At 66.6% G+C, this 25772-nt stretch carries 27 protein-coding genes; 18 read left to right on the top strand and 9 right to left on the bottom strand.

What is annotated here, in order from left to right; all coding sequences use genetic code 11:
- Window positions 1–8: 8 nt before the first annotated feature.
- Window positions 9–1427, bottom strand: coding sequence for a M20 family metallopeptidase (locus ACQR2C_RS21415; RefSeq protein ID WP_434882049.1), 1419 nt, complete (start codon window positions 1425–1427; stop codon window positions 9–11).
- Between the two features lie 298 nt (window positions 1428–1725).
- Between ACQR2C_RS21415 and ACQR2C_RS21420 the strand changes: the two genes are divergently transcribed.
- On the top strand, window positions 1726–1971 hold the full coding sequence (locus tag ACQR2C_RS21420) for a hypothetical protein (RefSeq protein WP_315804424.1): 246 nt from the start codon (window positions 1726–1728) through the stop codon (window positions 1969–1971).
- A gap of 6 nt (window positions 1972–1977) precedes the next feature.
- On the opposite strand, the gene ACQR2C_RS21425 is transcribed toward ACQR2C_RS21420, so the two are convergent.
- Both ACQR2C_RS21425 and ACQR2C_RS21430 read right to left on the bottom strand, forming a co-directional pair.
- Complete coding sequence (locus tag ACQR2C_RS21425) at window positions 1978–2166, bottom strand: hypothetical protein (protein WP_315804425.1); 189 nt, start codon at window positions 2164–2166, stop codon at window positions 1978–1980.
- A 53-nt stretch (window positions 2167–2219) separates the two neighbouring features.
- Window positions 2220–2375: a hypothetical protein gene (locus ACQR2C_RS21430; protein ID WP_315717764.1), complete on the bottom strand. Its 156-nt coding sequence runs from the start codon at window positions 2373–2375 to the stop codon at window positions 2220–2222.
- 116 nt (window positions 2376–2491) lie between these two features.
- Here ACQR2C_RS21430 and ACQR2C_RS21435 point away from each other — a divergent pair, with 116 nt between their 5' ends.
- The 6 genes from ACQR2C_RS21435 to ACQR2C_RS21460 all read left to right on the top strand — a co-directional run bounded on the left by ACQR2C_RS21435 (window position 2492) and on the right by ACQR2C_RS21460 (window position 8061).
- Entirely contained in the window at window positions 2492–3070 is a 579-nt protein-coding gene (locus tag ACQR2C_RS21435) for a cytochrome c oxidase subunit 3 family protein (RefSeq protein ID WP_316217567.1), read from the top strand.
- Between the two features lie 3 nt (window positions 3071–3073).
- A complete protein-coding gene (locus ACQR2C_RS21440) occupies window positions 3074–3337 on the top strand; it encodes a cytochrome C oxidase subunit IV family protein (RefSeq protein ID WP_315804427.1) in 264 nt (87 codons plus the stop codon).
- A 100-nt stretch (window positions 3338–3437) separates the two neighbouring features.
- On the top strand, window positions 3438–3890 hold the full coding sequence (locus ACQR2C_RS21445) for a c-type cytochrome (protein ID WP_315804428.1): 453 nt from the start codon (window positions 3438–3440) through the stop codon (window positions 3888–3890).
- Between the two features lie 37 nt (window positions 3891–3927).
- Complete coding sequence (locus tag ACQR2C_RS21450) at window positions 3928–5274, top strand: cbb3-type cytochrome c oxidase subunit I (protein ID WP_316238405.1); 1347 nt, start codon at window positions 3928–3930, stop codon at window positions 5272–5274.
- A gap of 60 nt (window positions 5275–5334) precedes the next feature.
- Entirely contained in the window at window positions 5335–6144 is an 810-nt protein-coding gene (locus ACQR2C_RS21455) for a CbbQ/NirQ/NorQ/GpvN family protein (RefSeq protein ID WP_315804430.1), read from the top strand.
- A gap of 3 nt (window positions 6145–6147) precedes the next feature.
- Window positions 6148–8061, top strand: coding sequence for a nitric oxide reductase activation protein NorD (locus tag ACQR2C_RS21460; protein ID WP_434882050.1), 1914 nt, complete (start codon window positions 6148–6150; stop codon window positions 8059–8061).
- A 3-nt stretch (window positions 8062–8064) separates the two neighbouring features.
- Here ACQR2C_RS21460 and ACQR2C_RS21465 read toward each other — a convergent pair whose 3' ends face one another.
- Window positions 8065–8499, bottom strand: coding sequence for a DUF2267 domain-containing protein (locus ACQR2C_RS21465; protein ID WP_315804432.1), 435 nt, complete (start codon window positions 8497–8499; stop codon window positions 8065–8067).
- 1277 nt (window positions 8500–9776) lie between these two features.
- Between ACQR2C_RS21465 and ACQR2C_RS21470 the strand changes: the two genes are divergently transcribed.
- Window positions 9777–10019: a hypothetical protein gene (locus ACQR2C_RS21470; protein WP_315804433.1), complete on the top strand. Its 243-nt coding sequence runs from the start codon at window positions 9777–9779 to the stop codon at window positions 10017–10019.
- Between the two features lie 303 nt (window positions 10020–10322).
- The gene (locus ACQR2C_RS21475; RefSeq protein WP_434882051.1) at window positions 10323–11120 is read left to right on the top strand and encodes a creatininase family protein; all 798 of its coding nucleotides are present in this window, start codon (window positions 10323–10325) and stop codon (window positions 11118–11120) included.
- Between the two features lie 110 nt (window positions 11121–11230).
- Here ACQR2C_RS21475 and ACQR2C_RS21480 read toward each other — a convergent pair whose 3' ends face one another.
- Window positions 11231–12166, bottom strand: coding sequence for a LysR family transcriptional regulator (locus tag ACQR2C_RS21480; protein ID WP_434882052.1), 936 nt, complete (start codon window positions 12164–12166; stop codon window positions 11231–11233).
- A 150-nt stretch (window positions 12167–12316) separates the two neighbouring features.
- Here ACQR2C_RS21480 and ACQR2C_RS21485 point away from each other — a divergent pair, with 150 nt between their 5' ends.
- Genes ACQR2C_RS21485 through ACQR2C_RS21515 form a run of 7 tightly spaced genes read left to right on the top strand, consistent with a single transcriptional unit; the run spans window position 12317 to window position 18830 of the window.
- A complete protein-coding gene (locus ACQR2C_RS21485) occupies window positions 12317–13291 on the top strand; it encodes an N-carbamoyl-D-amino-acid hydrolase (protein ID WP_434874138.1) in 975 nt (324 codons plus the stop codon).
- A gap of 26 nt (window positions 13292–13317) precedes the next feature.
- Window positions 13318–14139, top strand: a complete 822-nt coding sequence (locus ACQR2C_RS21490; RefSeq protein ID WP_434882053.1) for an ABC transporter substrate-binding protein — start codon at window positions 13318–13320, stop codon at window positions 14137–14139.
- The gene (locus ACQR2C_RS21495) at window positions 14136–14993 is read left to right on the top strand and encodes an amino acid ABC transporter permease (RefSeq protein WP_434882054.1); all 858 of its coding nucleotides are present in this window, start codon (window positions 14136–14138) and stop codon (window positions 14991–14993) included. The genes ACQR2C_RS21490 and ACQR2C_RS21495 overlap by 4 nt, the downstream gene beginning before the upstream one ends.
- Entirely contained in the window at window positions 14990–15757 is a 768-nt protein-coding gene (locus tag ACQR2C_RS21500) for an amino acid ABC transporter ATP-binding protein (protein WP_434882081.1), read from the top strand. The genes ACQR2C_RS21495 and ACQR2C_RS21500 overlap by 4 nt, the downstream gene beginning before the upstream one ends.
- Before the next feature lie 4 nt (window positions 15758–15761).
- Window positions 15762–16580, top strand: a complete 819-nt coding sequence (locus ACQR2C_RS21505; RefSeq protein WP_316177929.1) for an ABC transporter substrate-binding protein — start codon at window positions 15762–15764, stop codon at window positions 16578–16580.
- Entirely contained in the window at window positions 16567–17460 is an 894-nt protein-coding gene (locus ACQR2C_RS21510; protein WP_434839161.1) for a polysaccharide deacetylase family protein, read from the top strand. Before ACQR2C_RS21505 ends, ACQR2C_RS21510 begins: the two co-directional genes overlap by 14 nt.
- On the top strand, window positions 17457–18830 hold the full coding sequence (locus ACQR2C_RS21515; RefSeq protein WP_434882055.1) for an amidohydrolase family protein: 1374 nt from the start codon (window positions 17457–17459) through the stop codon (window positions 18828–18830). Before ACQR2C_RS21510 ends, ACQR2C_RS21515 begins: the two co-directional genes overlap by 4 nt.
- Before the next feature lie 6 nt (window positions 18831–18836).
- On the opposite strand, the gene upp is transcribed toward ACQR2C_RS21515, so the two are convergent.
- From upp to ACQR2C_RS21530, 3 genes are all read right to left on the bottom strand, one after another.
- Window positions 18837–19466 (bottom strand): uracil phosphoribosyltransferase, encoded by a 630-nt coding sequence (upp, locus tag ACQR2C_RS21520; protein ID WP_316238412.1) that lies wholly within the window; start codon window positions 19464–19466, stop codon window positions 18837–18839.
- Between the two features lie 224 nt (window positions 19467–19690).
- The gene (locus ACQR2C_RS21525; protein WP_315804442.1) at window positions 19691–20905 is read right to left on the bottom strand and encodes a URC4/urg3 family protein; all 1215 of its coding nucleotides are present in this window, start codon (window positions 20903–20905) and stop codon (window positions 19691–19693) included.
- A gap of 15 nt (window positions 20906–20920) precedes the next feature.
- Entirely contained in the window at window positions 20921–22177 is a 1257-nt protein-coding gene (locus tag ACQR2C_RS21530) for a GTP cyclohydrolase II (protein WP_434882056.1), read from the bottom strand.
- A 258-nt stretch (window positions 22178–22435) separates the two neighbouring features.
- Between ACQR2C_RS21530 and ACQR2C_RS21535 the strand changes: the two genes are divergently transcribed.
- Window positions 22436–23665, top strand: a complete 1230-nt coding sequence (locus ACQR2C_RS21535; RefSeq protein WP_316177938.1) for an amidohydrolase family protein — start codon at window positions 22436–22438, stop codon at window positions 23663–23665.
- A 279-nt stretch (window positions 23666–23944) separates the two neighbouring features.
- Window positions 23945–24871, top strand: a complete 927-nt coding sequence (locus ACQR2C_RS21540; RefSeq protein ID WP_434882057.1) for an N-carbamoyl-D-amino-acid hydrolase — start codon at window positions 23945–23947, stop codon at window positions 24869–24871.
- Between the two features lie 224 nt (window positions 24872–25095).
- On the opposite strand, the gene ACQR2C_RS21545 is transcribed toward ACQR2C_RS21540, so the two are convergent.
- Entirely contained in the window at window positions 25096–25755 is a 660-nt protein-coding gene (locus tag ACQR2C_RS21545; protein ID WP_315804446.1) for an aspartate/glutamate racemase family protein, read from the bottom strand.
- Window positions 25756–25772: the final 17 nt, after the last annotated feature.

Consider the following 25772-nt stretch of genomic DNA (forward strand, 5'->3'; position numbering starts at 1 on the left):
TTTATCTCTCAAACGACCGACATGGTCAGTGGCGGCTCGACCTCGGCGGGCAGCGGGCTGACATAGGGCGTGCGCAGCGTCCGCTTCTTCAGGTCGGCCTTGGCGGCTGCGATCAGCGCCGGCTCATTGAGCGCCTTGATGCCGAGACCGGCCATGGCCTTCGCGGCCTGCACCATCGCCTTGTGCGCGGCCGGCGTCTTGCCTTGCGCAACGACCTGCCAGGTGTGGAACGGCGTGCCGATCGCCACCGTCGGCGCGTGCACCTGCACCGTTGGCACCACCCAGCTGACGTCGCCGACATCGGTCGAGCCGATCTGCGGATTGCGCTTGGCGTTCAGCGGCACCAGGAAGTCGGCCAGCGGCTTGTCGGTCGGGTCCATGCCGATGCTGTAGTAGACGGATTCGATGTCCTTGTCGGTCAGGGTCGCCTGGATCTGCCCGGCGAAATCCTTGTCGGTCGTGTCGAAATGCGGCGGCCCGAGCTCTTCCATGATCCCGTGCAGCGCCTCTTCGAGCGGCGTGTTGGGCAGGATGTTGGAGACCGCCGAGATGATCTTCATCTCGACCTTGGTCTCGGTCATCATCGCGGCACCTAGCGCGATCTTGTGCACGCGCCCGACCAGCTCGTTCATGCCGGGCAGGTCGCGCGCGCGGATGGAGTAGCGCACGCGCGCATGCGCCTGCACGACGTTGGGTGCGATGCCGCCGGTGTCGAGCAGTGCGTAATGCACGCGGGCGTCGCTCGGCATGTGCTCGCGCATGTAGTTGACGCCGACATTCATCAATTCCACCGCGTCGAGCGCGCTGCGGCCGAGATGCGGCGAGGCGGCCGCATGCGAGGTGCGTCCGGTGAAGATGAAGTCCGCGCGCGTGTTGGCGAGCGAGGGCGTCATCACCACTTCCCAGAAGCTCGACGGATGCCAGGTGATCGCGATGTCGGCATCCTCGAACGCGCCTGAGCGCACCATGAAGGCCTTTGCGGCGCCGCCTTCCTCGGCAGGGCAGCCGTAGTAGCGCACGCGTCCCGGGACCTTGTTGGCGGCGAGCCAGTCCTTCACGGCGGTGGCCGCGAGCAGCGCCGCCGAGCCCAGGAGATTGTGGCCGCAGCCATGGCCGTGGCCGCCGGTCTCGATCGGACGATGCTCGGCAACTCCTGCTTCCTGGCTGAGGCCGGGCAGGGCGTCGTATTCGCCCATGAAGGCGATGACCGGACCGCCTTCTCCCCATTCGCCCATCAGCGCCGTCGGGATGCCCGCGACCTTTTCGGTGATGCGAAAACCCTGGTGCTTGAGCTCGTCGAGGTGTTCGGCAGATGAGCGGGCCTCGGTGTAGCAGACCTCGGGCATGCTCCACACCCGGTCGCTGAGCTCGATGAAACGGGTCTTGATCGCGTCGACGCCGCGCCAGATCTCGCTGCGGTTGTCCATCTCCGGTCTTGTCCTCTTTAGCCGATAGGAAGCCGGTATGGTTATCAGCTAAGTTCCCCGACGCCTAGCGATCCGCCGCGAGAGCAGCCATGCGGCCCGCGGCAAGGCGCGGAGGAGCGCGCGTCATCCTTTGAGCAGATGATGCTGCGATGGGATGCAGCGCGATGCTTTCGGCGGCGCAGCGAGAAGGGTGGGGAGGCCGTCCTCGAATTTCGGAACTGCCGCCGTGCGCCTCTACCGCACCCGTGCAGGAACGATCATGGTCCCGTCCTGTTCTCGTGTCAGGAGTGCGACCGCCATGCGGGCAGGACCGATCACCATCATCGTTGCATTGCTGCTGATTCTCGCAGCCGCCGTCATCTTCGCCTATCAGGGCATGACCCTGCCTGGCGATCCGATGCCGGCCGAGGGCTGGATTGCGCTCACGCTCGGCGTGGTGTTTTCGCTCATCGTGGGGATCGGGCTGATGGTGCTGTTGTTCTACAGCAGCCGCAAGGGCTACGACGAACCATCACAGTTCGGGGCTGATGATCATCGCGACTGAGGCCGCTCACGCCGGGCGCGGCGGATGCTGTGTCCGCGGATGCCGGTCGTGAAGCAGCTTGGCGAGTTCGTGCCTCAGATCGTCGTGACCGCGCATCGCCGTCTCGAACAGCGCCTCCTGGATGTCGCGCGGCATGTCGCCCCAGACGCCGATGGCGGCGCTTCCGAGCAGCTCTGCGAACCGGTTGTCGTCCATGCGGCACCTCCGGACGATCTGACGCCCGAGAGCGGCAAAGGTTCCAGGCCCGGTTACTGCGTGGTGAACAGGACAACCGCAATCGCAACGGAGAGCGCGATCGCGGACACCGTCCCCGTGGTCGACAGCACGCCCATGCGCCGCAGCGCCGCTGCAAACACGATGATGATCGGGGTGGCGGTGACGAGGCCGAGCTGCGCTTCGGTCATGGACATGCTCCTGATGCCGATCCCGTAGCGCATCCAGGCGCCGTGCTGTTTGTGCGCCGACAAAGAGCATGTCTGCCGCCCCGACTAGCTTTGCCGACATCTGATCGGAGGTGGCGGTGTCGGCACTCACATACGAACCGGAACCAACGGAGCGCTGGGGCGTGCTCGACGGGTTGCCGGGCGACCCCATGATGTGGGTCCTGATCCTCAGCGAGCTCGTCGCTTTCGGCCTGCTGCTCGGCGCCTTCGTCGTGGCGCGCGCAGTCAATCCAGTCGTGTTCGCGGCCGGGCAGGCCATGCTGGACGGACCTCTCGCCGCATTGAACACAATCGTGCTTGTGACGAGCGGGTGGGCCGCGGCGCGCGCGGCGGCCGCGGCGAGAGGCGCATCGCCGCCCACCGCACGGCGTTGGATCATGCTGGCGATCCTGCTCGGCGCGGCCTTCATTGCCGTCAAGCTGACCGAGTATGGCAGGGAGATTGCCGCCGGCGCAGGCTTCGAGACGTCGCCGTTCTTCACGCTCTATTTTCTGCTCACGGGCTTCCATCTGCTCCACGTCGTGCTCGGGATGGTCATCCTCGGAGTCGTCGGTCGTCATGCCGCGCCCGACAGCGTCGAGACCGGGACGGCGTTCTGGCACATGGTCGACCTGGTCTGGATCGTGATGTTCCCGATCCTCTATCTGGTGGGATGAGTCATGGTCCGCGATCGCCTCACGCTCGCCTGGCTTCAATTGCTGAGCCTCGCCACCGCCACGCTCGCGGCCTCGCTGCTGCTGCCGAATCGCTGGCTCGCCGATGCTCTCGTGCTCGTGCTCGCATTGGCCAAGGGCAGGGTGATCGTGCTGGATTTTCTCGGCCTGCGCCATGCGCCCGCGCTGTGGCGGGGCCTGCTCACATCGTGGCTCCTAGGCCTGGTCGCGCTCGCCGGGCTCGCGGTGGCGATCCTCGCACTGGTCTGACGCGCCATCGCCATGCTGCTTGCGCCGCGACAAAGAGACTCCCGGCAGTGCCGGTAGATTGCCTTCACCATCGACCTTCACCAAACGGAAAGGACGTGTCATGGCGGAACGCCTGACCAAGTCTGCCGCACGGAACGTCTTCTACGGCGGTTCGGCCTTCTTCTTTGCGATCTTCCTCGGGCTCACAGCGCACAGCCACTACTACATGGTCACGACCTCGACCAGTGCGTCGACGCTGTCCGACGGCGTCGCTCGCGGCAAGCACGTCTGGGAGAAAAACTCCTGCATCAACTGCCACACGCTGCTGGGCGAGGGCGCCTATTTCGCGCCAGAGGTCGGCAATGTCTGGGACCGCTGGGGCGGCAGGCAGGACCCGGCCGCCGCGCGCGAGATGCTGAAGTCCTGGATGCAGTCGCAACCCTCCGGCGCGCCCGGCCGCCGGCAGATGCCGCAGTTCAACCTGTCCGACCAGGAGCTCAACGATCTCGCGGACTTCCTGCAATGGACCGACACGATCAAGCGCCAGGACTGGCCGCCGAACAAGGCCGGCTGAGCCGGCATCCCGCCCCCCGTCATGAGAGAGATCCGCGATGAGATATGAGACCCAGAAGGTCGCGATGCTGTATTTCTACGGCGCGCTGACGCTCTTCCTCGCTCAGGTCATCTTCGGCCTGCTCGCCGGCACGATCTACGTGCTGCCGAACACGCTGTCGGTCCTGCTGCCCTTCAACATCGTCCGCATGATCCACACCAACGCGCTGATCGTGTGGTCGCTGATCGGCTTCATGGGCGCCACCTACTTCCTGCTGCCCGAGGAGACCGAGACCGAGCTCTACAGCCCGCTGCTCGCCAAGATCCAGTTCTGGATGTTCTTCGGCGCCGCGGGGGCTGCCGTCGTCGGTTATCTCTTCCACTACCATGAGGGCCGAGAGTTTCTCGAGCAGCCCTTCATCATCAAGGTCGGCATCGTCGTCGTCTGCCTGATGTTCCTGTTCAACGTCACGATGACGGCGCTCAAGGGTCGCAAGACCACGGTGACCAACATCCTGCTGTTCGGGCTGTGGGGCGTGGCGATCTTCTTCCTGTTCGCCTTCTACAATCCGGCCAATCTCGCCGTCGACAAGATGTACTGGTGGTACATCGTCCATCTCTGGGTCGAAGGCGTCTGGGAGCTGATCATGGCCTCGATCCTGGCCTTCCTGATGATAAAGCTCAACGGCATCGATCGCGAGGTGGTCGAGAAGTGGCTCTACGTCATCATTGGCCTTGCGCTGTTCTCCGGCATCCTCGGCACCGGCCATCATTTCTACTGGATCGGCGCCCCCGGCTACTGGCAGTGGATCGGCTCGCTGTTCTCGACCCTCGAGGTCGCGCCGTTCTTCACCATGGTGATCTTCACGGTGCAGATGACGCTCAAGGCCGGCCGCAAGCATCCGAACCGCGCCGCGCTGCTGTGGTCGGTCGGCTGCTCCGTGATGGCGTTCCTCGGCGCCGGCGTGTGGGGCTTCCTGCACACGCTGTCCAGCGTGAACTACTACACCCACGGCACCCAGGTCACGGCGGCACACGGCCATCTCGCCTTCTTCGGCGCCTATGTGATGCTCAACCTCGCCGTCATGGCCTATGCGGTGCCGCAGCTGCGCCAGCGTGCGCCGTATAACCAGTGGCTCTCGATGGCGAGCTTCTGGATCATGTGCACGGCGATGATGACGATGACCTTTGCACTGACCTTCGCCGGTATCATCCAGGTGCATCTGCAGCGCGTGCTCGGCCAGAGCTACATGGACGTGCAGGACCAGCTCGCGATGTTCTACTGGGTGCGGCTCGGCTCCGGCGTGTTCGTGGCGATCGCGGCGCTGATGTTCGTCTGGGCCGTGCTGATGCCCGGCCGCACCAAGGAGGCTGCGCTGCCCGGCGCGCTGCAGCCGGCGGAGTGAAATCCCGCAGGCGGCGGCCTCGATGCCGCCGCCTGCATCCCCCTGATACGGAGAGTTGTCATGAAGCCCGCGCTGCACGCGATCCATACCGCCCCGTCGTTCCCCTCGTACACGCCGACCGGCCATGAATGCGCGCTGTTCGAGCATGCGTTCCGACATCGCCTGCCGGTGCTGCTGAAGGGGCCGACCGGCTGCGGCAAGACCCGCTTCGTCGCGCACATGGCGGCGCGACTGGGCCTGCCGCTGCACACGGTCGCCTGTCACGACGACCTCACCGCCGCCGACCTCACCGGGCGCTATCTGCTCAAGGGCGGCGACACCGTGTGGACCGACGGCCCGCTGACCCGCGCGGTGCGCGAGGGCGGAATCTGCTATCTGGACGAGGTCGTCGAGGCCCGCAAGGACGTCACCGTCGTGCTGCATCCCCTCACCGACGACCGCCGGATCCTGCCCTTGGAGCGCACCGGCGAGGAGCTGATCGCGCCCGACGGCTTCATGCTCGTGGTCTCCTACAATCCCGGCTACCAGTCGCTGCACAAGGCGCTCAAGCCGTCGACACGGCAGCGCTTCATCGCCATCGAATTCGGCTTCCTGCCGGCCGAGCAGGAGATCGTGGTGGTTGCCGCCGAGAGCGGGCTGGCGCCGGAGCGCGTTCGGCCGCTGGTGGCGCTCGCGCATCGGCTGCGCGCGCTGCAGGGCCATGACCTGGAGGAGGGCGTCTCGACGCGCTTGCTGGTCTATTGTGCGACGCTCGTCGCCGCCGGAGCATCCATCGCGGACGCCGTGCTCGCTGCGATGATCGAGCCGCTCACCGACGACGCCGACGTCAAGGCCGCGCTGCGCGAGGTCGCGCATGCCGTGATCGGGTGAGCCATGCTCGACTTCCTCGAACTGGAGGAGACCGTCGGCCGTGCCTGGCATCGCATGGTCGGCACGACCTCGAGCTATCCGGTCCATCCGGACCAGGCCGTCGCCCTGAACGAGATCAGCGGCCGCATCGCCGTCATGTTCCGCGCGCTGGGCGGCGAGAGCGGCGTGCAGGTCGCCGGAGCCAAGGCGCGCAAATCGGGCCATCGGCTCGGCTGGCGCCAGCGCATTGGCCTCGGCGACGAATGCCTCGACCAGGCCGGGCGCGACGGCGCCACTGTGTTCCTGCCGGAGACCATCGCGCTGCTGCCGGATCGCGCGCTCAATGCGCAGCTCTATCACTGGCTCGCGGCGTGGTTCGCGACCATGGCAGTCGAGCCGATCGCGGAGCGCGATCCGCTGCGGCGTGATCTGCTGGCGCTGCGCCGGGCCTGTGAGACGACCTCGCTGGTGCTGGCGCGCTTCCCGGGGCTGGCGCGTCCGCATGCGCAACTCGCTGAAGCGCTGGCTGCGGCGCGGCCGCGGCGGCCGCTGCCTCGGCTCGAGCAGCAGGTCGAGCACATCGTCATTGCGCTGCTCGGCGCGGGCGCGCCGCCCAAAGGCGCGCTGTGGAATGCGGTCATCGCCGGCGGCCCGTTGCCGCAGGCCGCCCCGCCCGGCTATCGGCCGATGCTGCCGTGTCCGCTGTGGGGCGATTGCTGGGGTCGCGATGCCGTTGCCGCGGCGCGCGACGACGACGAGACGCAGACGCCCGCAGAGCAGGAGGGGGCACCCGACACCCGCAAGCGATTCGCGCGGCGCGAGCGCGACGACACGGCCAAGCGCGATCCATTCATTCTCAACCGCTTCGAGAAGATCCTCGCGATGGCGGAGATGGTCAATGTCGATCGTCCGTCCGACGATACCGACGATGACGACGCCCGCAAGGCCGCCGACGATCTCGACGAGCTTGCGATCGCCAGGCGCAAGGGGCGGCCGGCGAGCAAGCTGAAGTTCGACCTCGATCTGCCGCCCGAGGCGGTCGACACCGCGAGGCTCGACAGCGGCCGGCTGTATCCCGAATGGAATTATCGCAGCGGCGCCTATCTGCCGGATCATTGCCGCGTCGTGACCGGCGACGCCGCCGAAGCGGGCGAGGCGTGGGCTCCGGACGATGCGATGCGCCGGCGGATCCGCAGCGTCCGGCGCAGGTTCGAGACCTTGCGGCCGCGCCACGAGATCATGCGCGCGCAGGCCGACGGCCACGACCTCGACATCGACGCGCTGGTGCGCGCGCGCAGCGATCTCAATGCCGGCCATGGCGGCATCGACCGCGTGCACCTCGCGATGCGCCCGCTGGCGCATGATCTCGCGGTGACTCTCCTGGTCGACGTGTCCCTGTCGACCGATGCATGGATCGATGGCGTGCGCGTCCTCGACGTCGAGAAGGAGGCGCTGCTGGTGCTGGCGCATGGGCTGTCGGCCTGCGGCGACAGCCACAGCATTCTCACCTTCACCTCGCGGCGCAACTCGTGGGTCCGCCTGGAGACCGTGAAGGCATTCGGCGAGCCGATGAGCGGGCGGGTCGAGCGCCGCATCGGCGCGCTCAGGCCCGGCTACTATACGCGCATCGGCACGGCGGTGCGTCACGCCGCCGGCGAGCTCGCCGAGCGATCCGAGCGCAAGCGCCTGCTGCTGGTGCTGACCGACGGCAAGCCGAACGACGTCGATCACTATGAGGGACGGTTCGCGATCGAGGACACGCGCAAGGCGGTGCAGGAAGCGCGACGCGGCGGCGTCGCGGTGTTCGGCGTGACCATCGATGCGTCGGCGCAGTCGTATTTTCCAACCCTGTTCGGTCGCGGCGGCTACGCCATCGTCGGCAACATCCGGCGACTACCGGCCGCACTGCCGGCGCTGTACCGGCAGTTGGCGCACTGACGCTTACGTCGCCGGCTCGCGCAGATTGCGCAGCGACACGGGCAGGTGGGCCATCAGCTTGTCGAACTCGCCGGGATCGAGCTTCTCCCAGAGAATCTCGAAGATGCCGCGCGCCGCCGTGAGCGGATCGACCGGGAATTGCGGCGGCAGTTGGCGGAAGATGTCATCGACGAAATATTCGAGATGGCGGTCCTTGGTCGGGGTTGCCGCGTGGTGCCAGCCCTCGTAGTAGATCCCGCGAATGAGCATCGGCAACTGGACGCCGAAATTCACGGCGACGGCCAGGGGCATGCGGTCGCGCAGCACATGGAGCACGGCACGCAGTGCATTGTAGGCCTGCTGCCGGCTCGCCAGCGCGAGGCGCTGCTCGATGGCCTTCAGCCAGATGTTGGTTTCCTGGACGGTGTGATCCAGGGCGGTCACGCCGGTCTCGCTCATGTGGTTCTCCATGATGACAAGTGCACAGGACCGTTCGAGGGACGCCGAACGAGGTAACGGCAAGGCCTGATTCGCTTGAACGCCTTGTCAGTAGGTGGTGCGTCCGGGCCGGGCATGTTGACCTGCATCAAATCACGATGTCGTGGTCGGACCGTGAGGTAAATGGCGGGTCAACGGTCTGCCCAGCCGTTTACGATCCCTGGCTGCCGGAGCGGCACCGGCGGTCGGCAAGCCCATCCGTCATCTTACGGAGATCGTCGTGCCCCCGTGCACGGCACGCAACATTGGTCAGCAGTTCACTCTGACAAACAGCCATCGACAAACAGCCATCGACAAACAGAACGTCTACAAATCAGCACGTCGCGATCTCGCGGCGCGGATCGCGCCCGAGTCTTGCTTGACGGAACCCTCTTCAAGGGAGAGGGCGCAGGGAAGGCCGGGAGCTCGCCGCCCCCATGGCCCCCGTGCGGAAAGAATGCACGGGGCAGGAACCACAGGTTCGGCCGAGACATCCCGGCCTTCCCTGCGCGACGGTGTTACGGCTTATACGCACTCTCCCCGGTGAACGGGCTGTCTTGCCACCGTCACCCGCGCGAGGCTGAAACCTCGTCGCGAGCTTGACGCCAGCGTCGCGGCGCCAGGACCATGCGATTTCGCCGTCCGCACCGTGCCGTTCGTCCGCAGGCATGACACCCGCTGCGACACGTCGCGTCCATCGCATCCCGCACTCCACGTCTCGTGACGTTCGCGACACGCCCCTCTTCATGAGGCGGGATGCGCGGAAATGTGCAGGTGATTTGCCCGACGGCGCAAGCGCCAAACGTGCGACGAACTAACACGACGGGCAATTCGCGCATGGCGGCCATGCTGATTCGTTCGTTCGATGGTGGCGGGATTTTGCGTCTACCCGTGCTCAGTCGGAGAGCGCATCTCAAGTTGGCATCGGGCTGCTGCCTTGGGGGTGGTGCGAGGTGGGCGCTGCGGGCGCTGAGAGACGCGCGACCACAGCGCTCCTCGTTCGCGGTGGCGAGCATGATGCCGAGCCACCGGAACGTTCGCGTCGCAAGTCTGGAACTTGCGCGACTCGTTCGCGCTGAACATCCCGAGATCATCGCGGGCCGGCGCTGCGCCGTCAGGTTGAACCGTAGTTGTCCTGCTTGTGAAGAACACGTCTTCGCTTGCTCGTCGCGACAGACTCACCTTACATCGGAGTCGTCTGAGGCGGAGAGATCGCGCGCTCGGCACCCCTTCAACTCACGAATCGACGTCGGCTCGCAATGCTCAAGTCTGCCCAAGAGAAGTCTGTTCACAACAAGCCTGCTCAAGACAAATCCGGCAAAGACCTTCCGCTGACCGGCTATGCCGTCGTGGTCGATGGTCAGATCAAGACCGAATTCAAGACCAAGGATGGCGCACACAACGGCGCGCATGACCTCAAGCGCCGGTTTCCGATGTTGCAGATCAGGGTGTACGACGCGGAGACGAAGCAGACCCACGACATCGAATTGACGCGGGCGTGAGACTGGCCCGCCGCGCGAGCCGTGGTGTTGTGAGGACGCAGGGCCGTTGCACCTTGTCGAGGTCGAAATCGCTGTCGATGTTTGAGCGTATGGAGAGCATGCTCCTGATGTAGCCGAGGGTGCGGTCCGGGTTGCCGCGCCGTCACCCTTGTGGGAGAGGCCGCTGTATCGCGCAGCGGCGTGCAGGCCTGGCTGCACGCAGGCCACTGTCGGCCTGCGCGCAAGAGACGCCGAGATGGGCTGTTGCGGTCGCTGCGTGATCTGAGCCAATCTACCTCATCTCCGACCACGCGAGCAGCCATCATGACCGAAACCGCCTGGAATAGACTTTCCGCCGCAGCGCTTCGCGCGCTCGCGGCCCGTGACGCGCTCGTGCTGTTGCCGGTGGCCTCGACCGAGCAGCACGGCCCGCATCTGCCGACGGGAGTCGACGACTTCCTGTGCAGCGAGGTCTGCCGCCGCACCGCGCTGGAGCTGGCTCCAGACCATCCCATCGTGGTCGCGCCGACTGTCTGGTGCGGGCTCGCCGACCATCACGTTCCATTCGGCGGCACCTTTACCCTCAGTCTCTCCACCTACCACGCTGTGCTCAGGGACCTTTGCCGCTCGATCCTGAATGCCGGCTTCCGCCGCATCGTGATCGTCAACGGCCATGGCGGCAACATCCAGGCGCTGGCCGCCCTCACCGGCGAACTGACGCGCGAGTTCAATGCCCCGATCGCGACCACGACCTATTTCATGGAAGGGCGGGAGACGATGGCCGAGGTCCTCGAGGATCAGGACGGTGTGATGCACGCCTGCGAAGCCGAGACGTCGATGATGATGGCGGCTCATCCGAGCCTCGTCGATGCGGCGAGGCTCGACGCGGCCTTCGGGCCGAGCTTCGACATCGTGGGCTCGATGGTGCCGTCGCTGAAAATGTTCAGATCGTTCGCCGACATCACCACCTCCGGCGTCGCAGGCGATGCGCGCAAGGCATCTGCTGCAAAGGGCGAGAAGCTGCTCGTCGGCTGCGCGGCTGCGCTGGCGGCGCGATTGCGGGCGGGCGAGCCATGGTCCACAATGTCTCCTGCAACCATTCCGCCGCCAGCCGCAAGATGACGGAGGCGCAGAGCATCATCGCGAGAAGCCCGCCGCAGGCAGGCATTTCGGATGATGGACCGCAAACGATACGTCCACGGGTCTATTGGACGCGTCGTGCCGATCGGCAATCAGCCGCGTTCCGCGGAAGCGGCGAGACTCGGAGCCGCCGCGTCGAGGCCATCCGCGAGACTGCGGCTCGCGTTTCGCACCTCGCCGCGAAACGTCTTCGCCAGGTTCGACAGCGGCCGCGCCTCCGACCACAACACATAGGCCGAGACTTTGGTGCTCGGCGTGAACGGCCGTACCACGAGATCATGCCCGCCCTGGCGCGGCGAGAATGGATCGACCACGGCGACGCCGACGCCGGTCGAAGCCAGCACGCAGGCCGTGTTGCAGTAACGCACTTCGACCGTCGGCTGGAAGTCGGCGTCGGCTTGCCGGAAGCTCTCGCGCACGGCTTCGCCGAGGCGTGTGCCGCGTTCGAGGCCGATCAGCGGGAACCCGGCAAGGTCCCGCGCTGAAATCATGTCGCGTTCCGCAAGCGGATGCCGGGCCGGCATCACGCACACCATCTCGCCGGTGTGCACGACCTCGTGCGCGATACCGGGATGGTCAGACAGTCCGAGCGCGAAACCGAGCTCGGCGACGTTTCCGAGCACGCCCTCGATGATGCCCTCGTAGCGGCGCACGTCGAAGAACATCCGCGTCTGCGGCCGGCGCCGCAGGAAGCCTGACAAGGTCGGCGGGATGATGCTGTAGGCGAGCGGCGGCGTGGCGACGATCGACAGATGACCCGTCTTCTGCTCGCGCAGGTCACGCACGCGGCTTTCCAGCCGGGCATGCAAGGTGAAGATCGCCTCGCTCTCCTCATAGAGCGTCATCGCCTCGGGCGTCGGGAACAGCCGGTTGTTGACGCGCTCGAACAGCGTGAAGCCGGCCTGCGCCTCCATCGCCTTCAGCGCATTGCTGATCGCGGGCTGCGACAGCGCCAGCTCCTCGGCGGCGGCGACCGTGGTGTGGTGGCGGATGACCGCCCGCAGGATCTCCAGCTGGCGCAGGTTCATGTGAACGCCCTATAAGCCCAGGTTATGGTCTCGGCCAAAATATCATAGCGCGCGGCCGTGTGGGCAGATTGCAAATCCCGCGCCGCTTTCGCCAAATGATCCCTTCTTTCAGTGCGCGCATTCAGGCGGCGTTCCGCCTGATCGTTCGGCATGACGCACAGATTGGAGGCACTATTGAGCCGTATCTTCCGCGCCGCCGCGGCCCAGATGGGACCGACCCAGCGCGCCGACAGCCGGACGCACACGCTGTCCCGCATGATCGCGCTGCTGGATCAGGCCGCCAGCGAGGGCGCGAAGCTGGTGGTCTTCCCCGAACTCGCATTCACGACCTTCTTCCCGCGCTGGATCCTCGAAGGCGAGGCGCTCGACGGCCACTTCGAGCGTTCGATGCCGAATCCGTCCGTTGCCGCGCTGTTCGACCGGGCGCGGGCGCTTCGCGTCGGCTTCTATGTCGGCTATGCCGAGCTGACACCGGACGGACGCCGCTTCAACAGCTCCATCCTGGTCGATCCCGACGGTGAGATCATCAGCAAATATCGCAAGGTGCATCTGCCCGGCTCCGTCGAGCCGCGCCCGGGTGCCAAGTATCAGCAGCTGGAGAAGCGCTATTTCGGCTATGGCGATCTCGGCTTTCCGGCCGTGCGCGCCGGCCGCGAGTGGGGCGGCGCCATCATGGGCATGATGATCTGCAACGACCGGCGCTGGCCGGAATCGTGGCGCGTGCTCGGACTGCAGGGCGTCGAGCTGGTCTGCGTCGGTTACAATTCCGCGGCCTACGATCCGAACGGCGGCAACACCGAGGATGCCGCGCTGCGCACCTTCCATTCCACGCTGGTGGCGCAGGCCAACGCCTACATGAATGCGACGTGGGCGATCGCGGTCGCAAAGGCGGGCGACGAGGATGGCAGCGGGCTGATCGGCGGCTCCTGCATCGTCGATCCCAATGGCTGCATCGTGGCGCAGGCGAGGACGCTCGCTGACGAGGTCGTCGTCGCCGACATCGACCTCGATCTGTGCCGCCAGGGCAAGGAGAAGATGTTCAACTTCGCGGCCCATCGCCGGCCGGATCAGTACAGGCTCATCACCGAGCGCGCCGGCGTCGTCGAGCCGGTCGTGGTCGATTAGCCGTTCACATTGGGGAGTGTTGCAGGATGCGCCGTTCGTTGTTTGCAGGTCTCGTCATCCTCGCCTCGTTTGCTGCGGCGGGGGCGGCGGAGCTGCCCGCTGAGATCAAGCAGGCTGGCGTGCTCAAGCTCACGGTCAACTCGACCTACGCGCCGATGGAATATCACGACCCCGCCACCAACGAGCTGAAGGGTCTCGACATCGACCTCGCCAACGCGCTGGCGAGGCGCCTCGGCGTCAAGATCGTCTGGAGCGAGACGCCGTTCGCCGAGCTCATTCCGTCGCTGCAGACGAAGCGCGCCGACTTCATCATCTCCGGCATCTCGGATCGTGCGTCGCGGCGCGAGACCGCCGATTTCGTCGACTATCTCGTCACCGGTCCGCAGTTCTTCGTGCTGGCGGACAGCGATGCCAAGGCCGCGACCGATCTGTGCGGCCGGAAGATCGGCACCACGCGCTCGACCAGCTTCCCGCAGGAGATCGAGAAATGGAGCAAGGCCAGTTGCGAGGCCGCAGGGAAGCCCGCCGCGCAATATGTGCCGGGGGAGAACTCGATCGATGTCCGCAATCAGCTCAAGCAGGGCCGCATCGATGCTGCCGTGCAGGGCAGCGAGACTTTGCCCTATGCGCAGTCGCAGGAGGCCGGCAAGTATCGCATCGTCGGCGAGCCCATCGCCTTCGGCTACCAGGGCATCATGTTCCGCAAGGATGATGCCGCGCTGCGTGAAGTGGTGACCGAGCAGCTCAAGGCGATGATCGCCGACGGCAGCTACAAGGCCATCCTGGACACATGGGGGCTCGGGGCCAATGCGGTCCGCGAGCCCATGCTCAACGCGGCGCCGCAATGAGCCGCAGCGAGGCCCTGGCCGACGGATTCCCGGATCTGTCCGGACACGGGATTGCGCGGCAGGCGCATTGGGGCCGCTGGCTCGCGGCCGCGGTCATCGTCGTCGTCCTCGTCGCGATCGGGCGGGCCTTCGCCAAGGGGCAGATCGAGTGGGTGTTCGTCGAACGCTTCCTGACGGCGCCGGTGATCCTGCGCGGCATCGTCAACACGATGGTCATGGCGGTCCTGGCGATGATGCTCGGAATCGCGCTCGGCGTCGTCGTTGCGATCATGCGGCTGTCGCCCAATCCGGTGCTGCGGTCGGTCGCCGCCGGCTACACCTGGCTGTTCCGCGGCACGCCGCTGATCCTCCAGTTGTTGTTGTGGTTCAATCTGGCGCTGGTGTTTCCAACCATCGGCATTCCCGGCCTGTGGAGCGCGCGCGCGGTCGATGTGATGACGCCGCTCCTGGCCGCGCTGCTCGGGCTCGGCATCAACCAGGGCGCCTACACGTCCGAGGTGATGCGCGCGGGCCTGCTGTCGGTCGATATCGGGCAATACGAGGCGGCGCAGGCGATCGGCATGGGACGATTGCAGGCGCTGCGCCGGATCATTCTGCCGCAGGCGATGCGCGTGGTGATCCCGCCGCTCGGCAACGAGTTCATCGGCCTGGTCAAGGCGACCTCGCTCGCCAGCGTGATCCAGTATCCGGAGGTGCTGCACTCGGCCGAGAACATCTACTACGCCAATTCGCGCGTCATCGAGCTCCTGATCGTCGCCGGCCTGTGGTATCTGCTCGTGGTCTCGATCCTCACGCCGCTGCAGATGCTGCTCGAACGCCGCTTTGCCCGCGGCATCGCGCGAGGCGGCCGCTGATGAGGCCGCTGGTCGCCATCCGCCAACTGAGCAAGCGCTTCGGTGAATTTCAGGCGCTGAAGCAGGTCTCGCTCGACGTCTTCGAGGGCGAGGTGGTTTGCCTGATCGGGCAATCCGGTTCCGGCAAGACCACCTTGCTCCGCTGCGTCAACCAGTTGACCACGGCCGACAGCGGCGGCATCTGGCTCGATGGCGAATTGCTCGGCTTTCACGAGAGGGACGACCGGCTGCACCGGCTGTCGGAGCGCGAGATCGCGCGGCAACGCCTCGCCTGTGGCATGGTGTTCCAGCGCTTCAACCTGTTCCCGCACCTGACGGCGCTGGAGAACGTGATCGAGGGGCCGGTGCAGGTGCAGAGGCGCAGGCTTGCCGAGGCGAGGGACGAGGCATTGGCGCTGCTGCGCCGGGTCGGCCTCGCCGACAAGGCGGGCTCCTATCCATCGCAATTGTCCGGCGGCCAGCAGCAGCGCGTCGCGATCGCACGCGCGCTCGCCATGAAGCCGCGGCTGGTGCTGTTCGACGAGCCGACCTCGGCGCTCGACCCGGAGCTGGTCGGCGAGGTGCTCGCCGTGATGAAAGAGCTCGCGAGGTCGGGCATGACCATGCTGGTCGTGACGCATGAGCTCGGCTTCGCGCGCGAGGTCGCCGACCGGGTCGTCTACATGGACCAGGGCGTGATCGTGGAGAGTGGTCCGGCCGGCGAGGTGCTGCGCGCGCCGCGCGAGGCGAGAACAAGAGCGTTTCTGGCAGCGGAAGTGGGGTGAGGTGATGGATTTGAAGTGGATCGTGTTGGCTGGACTCATGAGCGCCGCCGTGGCGGGCACGGCTCTCGCCGCCGAACTGCCGGCCGAGATCAAGCAGAACGGCCTGCGCATCGCGGTGGTGCCGAACTATCCGCCGATGGAGTTCAAGGATCCGGCCACATCGACCCTGACCGGCTTCGATGTCGAGCTCGGCGAGGCGCTGGCCAAGAAGCTCGGCGTCAAGGCTGTCTGGCAGGAGACGAGCTTCGACCAGTTGATGCCGGGCCTCGCCACGCAGCGTTTCGACATCATCCTGACCGGCATGACCGACTACAAGAGCCGGCAGGACACCGCGACCTTCATCGATTATCTGCGCAGCGGCCCGCGCTTCTTCGTGCAGGCGTCGCGCGCGGCCGAGCTCAAGGAGCCGACCGCGCTGTGCGGCAGGAAGGTCGGCGCCTCCAGGCGCACCAAGTTTCCGGACCAGATCGCGGCCTGGAGCGAGAAGAACTGCGGATCAAGCCCGATCCAGTTCGTCGGCACTGAAGGCTCGGCCGACGCGCGGACGCAATTGAAGCAGGGCCGCATCGATGCCGCCGTGCAGGGCAACGAGACCTTGCCCTACATCATGGACCTCGAGCCGAACGCCTACGCGCCGGTCGGCGAGATGATCGCGCTGCAATATACCGGACTCGCGACGCCGGTGAAGGCGGACGAGCTCCGTGGCGCGCTGCACGCTGCGCTGGAGGGCCTGATCGCCGACGGCAGCTACAAGGCGCTTCTGGCGAAGTGGAAGCTCAGCGACAACGGAATCGAGAAGGTGCTGATCAATGCTGGACAGTAAGGCGCTCGCGGGGATCCCGGTCGTTCCCGCCAACACTGCGCCGCCGGCGCCGGACTATCCATGGCCTGCGCCGTACAGAGCGGCGATGTTCCTGTCGTTCGACATCGACGCCGAGAGCGCCTGGACGTCGAAGGATCCGGCGCACGCCGCGCGCCTGGTCACGATGAGCTTCGGCGGCTACGAGGCGCGCGTCGGCACGCCGAAGCTGCTCGAGCTGCTCGCCGAGCTCGATCTCAAGGCGACGTTCTTCATCACGGGATGGGCGGTCGATGCGCATCCGGCGATGGCGGAGGCCGTGCTGAAGGCGGGCCACGAGATCGGCCATCACGGCTATCACCATCTGCTGCCCGATCCGGGCGATCCCTTCATCGTCGAGGAGATCGAGCGCGGCTTCGAGGCGATCCAGCGCCGGCTCGGCATCCGGCCGATCGGCTACCGCGCGCCGTTCGGCGAGTTCTGCGAGGAGCTGCGGATAGCGCTGGTGCGCCAGGGAATCGTCTACACCTCGTCGTTCCGCGACGACGTCAGGCCCTATCGCCATTGCCTCGCCGACGGCAGGCCGGGCACGATCGAGATCCCGGTGACCGCGAGCTATGACGACTGGATGCACGGCCTGTCGGCGCGGTTCTCGCCGCGCTCGATCTTTCCGAAGGAGCACGTGCTGTCGATGTGGAAGGATGAGCTGGACGAAGTCCGCGACTGGGGCGCGATGGTGACGACCGTGCTGCATCCGCAGGTCTCGGGCCGGCCGATGCGCTTCCGCCTGCTGCGCGAGTTCCTGACCTACGCCAAATCGTGCCAGGACGTCTGGATCACGACCGGCGCCGAGATCGCCGCGAACTACCAGCGTCACGAGGCGGCGGAAGCGAAGAGCGCATGAGCACGACCGCGATCTTCGGCAGCTATGTGCTGACGCGCAGGGACGGCGCGCAGGACGTGCTGCGCGATCACTGGGTGCTGGTCGAGGGCAGGCGCATCGCGGCCGTGACGCGCGACAGGCCGGCGGCGGACGAGGTGTTCGATCGTCCGGGCCGATTCGTGCTGCCGGGCCTGTTGAACCTGCACAACCACGTCTTCAGCGAGGCGATCGCACGCACGCTGACCGAGGACGGCAACGGCCGCCGCAACAACAAGAGCATCGTCTACACGGTGCTGCTGCCGCTGTCCAAGCGCGGCGCCGACATCCTCTCGGCGGAGGAGCGGCTTGCGATCGGCCGCATGGGCGTGCTGCAGCTCCTGAAGGGCGGCGCCACCACGGTGATGGAGCCGTTCCGCAACACGATCCCGGAGATGTTCGATGCGGCGCTCGAGATGGGGCTGCGCTTCTACGGCGCGCCCTATCTGTTCTCGACCTCGGACGCCAAGGCGGATGCCTCGGGCACCGTGCACTATGCCGGTGACGACGGCGAAGCCGACATGGCGACCTGGAACGCGCTGCATCAGCGCTGGCACGGGCAGGGCGACGGCCGCATCCGGCTCGCGATGAGCCCGCACGCGACGGATACCTGCGGGCCGGATCTCTTGCGCGCGGCCGCGAGCCGGGCGCGCGAGCTCGACGTTCCCATCACGACGCACATGGCGCAGAGCCCAGGCGAAGTCGCGACGATTGCGCAGCGCCATGGCGGCCGCACGCCGGCCGAATATCTCGACTGGCTCGGCCTGCTCGGTCCCGATCTGCTGGCCGCGCACTGCCATGCCTCGACCGATGCCGACCTCGCGCTGATGGCGGCGCGCGGCGCCGGCGTGCTGAACTGCCCGCGCGTGTTCGCGCGCGCCGGCGTCACCGCCGCCTTCGGCCGCTTCGCCGCGCACGGCATACGCACCGCGGTCGGCACCGACGGCTACAACATGGATCTGCTCGGCGAGCTCAACGCGGCGTCGATGATCTCGAAGATCGCGCTGGGAAGCGCCGAGACGGCGAGCGCGCCGGAATTGATCGACGCCGTCACCACGACGGCCGCCGCCATGATCAAGCGCGACGATCTCGGCGTCCTCGCGGCGGGGGCGACCGCCGACCTCACCGTCGTCGACATGACGCATCCACATCTTCGGCCGCTACATGACCCGCGCCGCGGCCTGATCGCGCTCGCCAACCGCGCCAACATCGACCAGGTGATGATCGATGGCCGGCTGCTGATCCACGACGGCCGCTATCTCCACGGCGACGAGGCGGCCATCACCGCCGCGGGTACTGCTGCGATCGAGAGGATCTGGGCGCTGCCGGAGGCAGAGGCGGCATTCGCCGGCTGAATGCTGCTACCGCGTGCCGTAGGCGCGGTCGCCGGCGTCGCCGAGGCCGGGGACGATGAAGGCGTCGTCGTCGAGGCCTTCATCGATCGCGGCGGTCCACAGGGCGACATCCGGATGCAGGCCGCGGACGCGCTCGACGCCCTCCGGAGCTGCGATCATGCAAACCATGCGGATATCCTTGGCGCCGCGCTCCTTGAGCCGGTCGACCGCGGCGACGGCGCTGTTGCCGGTCGCGAGCACCGGGGTGACGACGACGGCCAGGCGCTCCTGCAGGTCGGACGGCGCCTTGAAGAAGTACTCGACTGCGGTGAACGTCTGCGGCTCGCGGTACAGGCCGATATGGGCGACGCGAGCGGTCGGCACCAGATCGAGCATGCCGTCGACGAAGGTGACGCCGGCGCGCAGCACGGGCACGAACACCAGCTTCTTGCCGGCGATCTTGGCCGACTGCATCCGCGCCAGCGGCGTCTCGACCTCGACCTCGGTCAGCGGCAGGTCGCGCGTGACCTCGTAGCAGAGCAGCATGCCGATCTCCTTCAAGAGCTCGCGGAACGACTTGGTCGAGATCGACTTGTCGCGGATCAGGGTCAGCTTGTGCTGCACCAGCGGATGATCGACGACCGTGACGCCTTCCATGGCTTTCATCTCCGAAGCGTAGGGTGGGCAAAGGCGCGACGCGCCGTGCCCACCGCGATCTTAGCTCAGCTTGAAATGGTGGGCACGCTGCGCTTTGCCCACCGTACGCGCAACTGATCAGTTTCGTCATGGCGAGGAGCGAAGCGACGAAGCAATCCAGACGTCCTTCCCGCTTTGCTCGCAATGACGGAACCGCGAGGTCGGCGACCTCAGGCCCAAACCCCTTAAAACACCGTGCCGTCGGTGAGGATGGTCAGCGGCGGCGAACCGTCCGGGCGGCGGGCGAAGGCGAGCTTGCGGCCCGCGGCCCAGCTGCCGCCTTCGAGGATGCGCGCCAGCGGTAGCTGCTCCGCGGTCTGGCCGGTGCGCCGGCGGATCAGTTCGGCCAGCCGGTCGAGCAGGGCGACGGTCAACGCGCGCCATTCTACCACCAGCGGAGAATCGACCTCATGCACGCGCGCGGCATCGGCGGGATCGCGCAAGCTCAGCACGCCGCCGTCGACGAACAGGCCGCCGTTGCGGTATTCGGCGAGGCCGGTGAGGCCGTCGATGTTGTCCACCACAAGGCCGGCGCGCTGCAGCGGTTCGATCAGCGAATAGCTCAGCCATTGCGACAGCTTGTGCAGCGGGACGAGACCGGTGGTCGCGTCATCGGTGATCAATGATGGATGCCGCCAGCAATCGCCGAGCGCCGTGCCGTGCAGCGTCAGGCGTGACGGCCAGATCGGGCCGAGCTGACGCAGCACCTGCTGCAAAATCGAAGGGGCCTCGATGCGGCCGCCAGCAGCCAACCGATCGAACAGGCCACCCGGCCGCGGACCGTCCTTCGCACCGAAGACCTCGGGACTTGCCGCCACGACGGCGCCTAGCCGCCGCAGCAACTCCACGCGCCCCTCGAGCCCGACCAGCGGATTGTCGGCACCGACCTGAAAACCGCGTTCGAGATCCGCGACCGTGAGCTGCCTGAGCCTCGCCGCATCGGCCCGCAGCGGATCGCTCGCATTGGACGAGAACGCGCCGCTTGCGAACATCTCGAGGCTGGCCAGCGCCAGCCCCTCGGAGCGGCCGACGCTGAAGCCGCTGGCTTCGTCATGATAGCGCCACGCCGCGCCGGCGCCGGCGTCGAGCAGCACGCTCGCGATGGCGAGATCGAACTCGGCGCGCGCCCGCGACGCCGCATTCGGCCAATTCACTTTGTCGGCGATCGCGGCCCAGCGATCGACACCACCGACCACGAAATGCCGCCAGCGCGAGTGGAACGGCACCTCGCCGTCGGGATAGGCCTTGCGGGTCACATCGAGCACGACGTCGGCGATCGCGTCGAGCCGGGCGATGTCGATGCGGAAATGCGGCAGCTTGTCGGCGAGACCGAGCGCAAGCAGCTGATGCGACCGCTCGCGCACGGCGCGGGCCGACAGGAGATATGAGACGTCGTCCATGATCTGCTGCTGCGCTCAGTACTTCTCGAGCGGGCGGCCGACGGTGTCGCCGAGCGCCTCGGGTTTCTGCGGCTCCAGCGAGAAATAGCCGGCCGCCTTCTTGGCCGCGATCTCGACATGGGCGTCGGCGGGAATCAGCTCGTCCGGGATCGGCACGCGCTCGACGATGTCGACGCCTTGGCCCACCAGCGCGTCGTGCTTCATGTCGCTCATCGAGATGAAGCGGTCGATGCGTTTGATGCCGAGCCAGTGGATGACGTCGGGCATCAACTGCTGGAACCGGGCGTCCTGCACGCCGGCGACGCATTCGGTGCGCTCGAAATAGGCCGCTGCGGCGTCGCCGTCCTCCTGGCGCTTGCGCGCATTGTAGACCAGGAATTTCGTCACCTCGCCGAGCGCGCGGCCTTCCTTGCGGTTGTAGACGATGATGCCGAGCCCGCCGTTCTGCCCGGCCGCAACGCATTCCTCGATACCGTGGATCAGATAGGGGCGGCAGGTGCAGATGTCGGAGCCGAACACGTCGGAGCCGTTGCACTCGTCATGCACGCGGCAGGTGATCTTGGTGCGGGGCTCGTTCAGCTTGGTGACGTCGCCGAACAGATAGACCGTGGTGCCGCCGATCGGCGGCAGGAACACCTGCAGGTCGGGCCGCGTCACCAGCTCCGGATACATGCCGCCGGTCTGCTCGAACAGGCCGCGGCGCAGATTGGTCTCGCTGGTGCCGAAGCGCGCGGCGACGCCGGGCAGATACCACACCGGGTCGATCGCGACCTTCACCACCGAGACGCTGCCATTGGCATGCACGACGTCGCCGTCATGGACGAGGCGCTTGGCCGCGAGCGCTGCATGCAGCTCGGGGAGCTCGATGCGCGCCTTGGTCACGGCGATGGTCGGCCGGATATCGATTCCTTCCGCGATCTCGCCGCCGAAATTCTCGGCCACCAGATGGCCCCAGGGATCGAGCGCGACGATCTTCGCCGGATCGCGCCACTGCGCGAACGGGCCGATCGTGGCGGCGGGATGGGTGTTGGTGAGATCGGGGCGGCGGATCGGATCGAGCGCACCGGATGATACCGCGAGCGCGCGGTAGACCGTGTAGGAGCCACCATGGCTGCCGATCACGTTGCGGTCCTGCGGCCGCGACACGGTGCCGATGATCGGCCCGCGCTCGCGCGCGGTCTCGGCGCCCCAGTGGAGCGGGAAATTATGCTTGGCGCCTGGCACCGGGTGCGAGGTCAGGCGGATATGATCCGTGCGGTTGGAGCGAGTCATCGGACAGCCACCCCCAAAACGGCAACGGCCCGCCTTGACGACGGGCCTGAGCAGAACGCGTTTACGTTTTCCATGCATCAATATAGCAGTTTTTCTGCAGCAAACAAGGGTATCCCGGGCGGCATCTATTTGTAAACGAATGGTGACGACGGCCGGCTTGCAATGCAGCGCGGCCTCGCCCGCTGGCATGGCGCTTGCCTTTTGGACGCGACGCCGCCAGCTTGGCGCGCGTAGGGAGTCTTCGGCGGCAAAGGCGGCATGGACCTGATCATTCGCAACGCGGTGCTGGCGCAGCAGGGCGAGCTGCGCCGCGCCGATATCGGAATTTCCAAAGGCCGCATCGCCGCCATCGAGTCCGCGCTGCCGGCCGAGGTGGAGGAGCGCGACGCCGAACATTGTCTCGTCGTGCCCGGCTTCATCGAGACCCATATCCACCTCGACAAGACCTGCATCCTCGACCGCTGCAGCATCCGGGAGGGGACAGTCGCCGAGGCGGTGCGGGAGACCGCGGCGGCCAAGCGCAACTTCACGCCGGAGGATGTCTATGCCAGGGCGAAGCAGACCGTTGAGCGCTGCGTCAGCCATGGCACGATGCGGATGCGCACCCATGTCGAGCTCGATCCCGGCATCGGCTTCATCGCGTTCGAAGCCATCCAACAGCTCGCGCGCGACTACGCCTGGGCGCTCGATCTCGAGATCTGCGTGTTCCCGCAGGAAGGCCTGACGAACTATCCGGGCACCGAGGAGCTGCTGATCGAAGGACTGCGTCGTGGCGCGCGCACCATCGGCGCCGCCCCGTATTTCGACACCAACCCGCCGGCGCAGATCGACCGCATCTTCGCGATCGCGCGCGAACACGACGTCGACATCGACATGCATCTCGATCTCGCCGAGACGCTCGACCACATGCAGATCGAATATGTCTGCCGCAAGACCGAGGAGTACAAGTGGGGCGGGCGCGTCGCTGTCGGCCATGTCACGCAGCTGTCGCTGCTGCCGCCGGAACGCTTCAACGCGATCGCCGCGCAGCTCGCCAATGCCGGTGTCGCCGTGACCGTGCTGCCCTCGACCGACCTGCATCTGATGGGACGGCGGCAGGATCATGCGATCCCGCGCGGCGTGGTCCCGCTGGAGCCGTTGCGCGAGAGGGGCGTGACCTGCTCGCTCTCGACCAACAACGTGCTCAACCCGTTCACGCCCTATGGCGACGGCTCGCTGATCCGGATGGCCAACCTCTACGCCAATGTCTGCCACGTCTCGCGCCCTGACCATCTCGCCGGCTGCCTCGACATGGTGACCCATGATGCGGCGAAGCTGATGCGGCTCGGCAACTACGGCATCACCGTCGGCGCGCCGGCCGATCTCGTCTGCATCGATGCCGCCGATCCGACCGAGGCGGTCGCAACGCTGGCGCAACCGCTGTGGGGCCTGAAGCGGGGGCGGCCGTCGTTCTCGCGCACGCGCCCGGTGCTGCATCGGCCGGGATGATGGCGGCACCAGGTACTTTGGGCATAGTGGCACACGCCGCTCTCTCGATATCGGTTCGGTGCCGCCGGTCATCTCAGCGCTGTCCGATGCAGCGCCCTCTCCCCTTGTGGGAGAGGGCATGTACGGCCATCCGCGTACGCGGTCGGGTGAGGGGTCTCGTTCGACGAGTGCCGCTCGTGGAGAAAGACCCCTCACCCAACCGAGCTTGCCGAGACGTCATACATGCCCTCTCCCACAAGGGGAGAGGGCGCATATACGAACTGATTGTGGAGTTCCATCATGCGCATCGTCAACGTTGCCGCGGCCCAGATGGGGCCGATCCAGCGCGCTGACAGCCGCGAGGCCGTCGTCACGCGCATGATCGCGCTGCTGGACGAGGCCAAGCGCAGGGGCGCTGATCTCATCGTCTATCCGGAGCTGGCGCTCACCACGTTCTTTCCGCGCTGGTACATGGAGGATCAGGCCGATGTCGATGCCTGGTTCGAGCGCGAGATGCCCAACGCCGCGGTGCAGCCGCTGTTCGACCGCGCAGCGCAGCACGGCATCGCGATGTATCTCGGCTATGCCGAGCTGACGCCGGATGGGCATCACTACAACACGGCAGTTCTCACCGACCGCGCCGGCAACATCGTCGGCAAGTATCGCAAGGTACATCTGCCAGGCCACGAGGAGTTCGAACCGGAGCGCAGCCACCAGCATCTGGAGAAGCGCTATTTCGAGCCGGGCGATCTCGGCTTTCCCGTCTGGCGCAATCTCGGCGGCATCATCGGTATGGCGATCTGCAACGACCGCCGCTGGCCGGAGACTTATCGGGTCATGGGCCTGCAGGACGTCGAACTGGTGCTGATCGGCTACAACACGCCGTCGGTGAATTCGCTGAAGTCAGCGGAGGGACTGAAGCAGCGCCTGTTCCACAACCGGCTGTCCGCGCAGGCCGGCGCCTATCAGAACTCGTGCTGGGTCGTGGCGGTCGCGAAGGCTGGCGTCGAGGACGGTCATCACCTGATCGGCGGCAGCCTGATCGTCAATCCCGACGGCGAGATCGTCGCGGAAGCGCTGACGGAGGGCGACGAGGTGCTGGTCGTACCTTGCGATCTCGATGCGACACGGTTCGGCAAGGAGACGATCTTCGACTTCGGGCGGCATCGCCGGGTCGAGCATTACGGGCTCATCACCAGCCGCACCGGCGCAGTGCCGCCGGAGTGACCCAATGTTGTAGTTTGTAGGCGAAATCCTCGCGCGGATCTCGGTGCGCTCCCTCTCCCCGTTCTTACGAGGAGAGGGTTGGGGTGAGGGGCAGCCACGCGCACCGACCGTGCGGAGAGTCCCCCTCACCCGGATTGCATCTGACGATGCAATCCGACCTCTCCCCGCAAGCGGGGCGAGGTGCGCCGAGGTCGCCGCGCGAGTGTTGCCACCAAACAATGCGCTCAGCTGGCAAACGCCACCGCGCCCAGAGCCATGGTCACCGCAGCCTGGGTCGGATCGATCACCGGGATGCCCAGCGCGTCCTCCAGGTTCTTGCGATGCCGCGCCATGCCGGCGCAGCCCATCACGATGGCGCCGGCGCCGTCCTCCTCCTTCAGCGCGCGGCCGACCGCGATCATCTTCGCCAAGGTGCCTTCACCAGATGCCGTCTCGGCCACCGTCATGTCGAGCGGACGCTCGGCGGCGAGGCGGTCCATCAGCCCCATCTGGCGGAGATAGCGGATGTGGCGGCGGATCGAGCGCTGCGCGATGGCGAGCACGCCGAACGTATCGGCGCGGGTCAGCGCGGTGAGCACGCCGCATTCGGCGATGCCGAGCACCGGCCGTGCCGTGGCCTCGCGGCAGACATGCAGCCCAGGGTCGCTGTAGCAGGCGATCACGAAGGCGCTGGAGGCGTTGTCGCCCTCGACGAAGCGTCGCAGCGGCAGAGTGACGCTGTCCGCGTCCTTCTGGCTCTCGATGCCGTAGGGGCCTTCCTTCAGTGTCTCGCAGACGATCTCGGGCCCCTCCGCGAACATCAGCGGCTTGAGCGCCGCCGCGAGACCGTCGGTGACCACCTGGTTGGAGTTCGGGTTGATCACGGTGATGCGCGGGCGGGACATGGGAGCTACCTGCTTCT

The sequence above is a fragment of the Bradyrhizobium sp. HKCCYLRH3061 genome (assembly GCF_051168015.1).
Classification (GTDB): Bacteria; Pseudomonadota; Alphaproteobacteria; order Rhizobiales; family Xanthobacteraceae; genus Bradyrhizobium.